Genomic DNA, 278 nt, shown 5'->3' on the forward strand with positions numbered 1-278 from the left:
AGGGCAGCGCCAGCGTCAGCGCCGCTTCGGCGACCGCAAGGCCGGCCAGCGCCGGCAGCAGCTCGGCCAGCAGGCGGCCGGCGATCAGGCCGCACACCATGCCGCCGCCAAAGGCCCAGGCCAGTTCGGTCAGGCCCGCGGCGAGCGTCGCTTCGGCGCCGTGGCCGGTCAGCATCGCGATCAGCACGCCGACCAGCGCGATCGCGGCGGCGTCGTTGAGCAGGCTCTCGCCCTCGACCAGCCGGATCAGCCGGGCCGGCGCGCCGACATCGCGAAAG

1 protein-coding gene is annotated in these 278 nt (G+C 75.5%); it reads right to left on the reverse strand.

Annotated elements, in window-relative coordinates:
* Positions 1-278 (reverse strand): cation:proton antiporter domain-containing protein (locus J3B89_RS21095; protein ID WP_215768319.1); only part of this gene is annotated, 278 nt, incomplete at both ends.

Source organism: Rheinheimera oceanensis, from assembly GCF_018831085.1.
Classification (GTDB): Bacteria; Pseudomonadota; Gammaproteobacteria; order Enterobacterales; family Alteromonadaceae; genus Alishewanella; species Alishewanella oceanensis.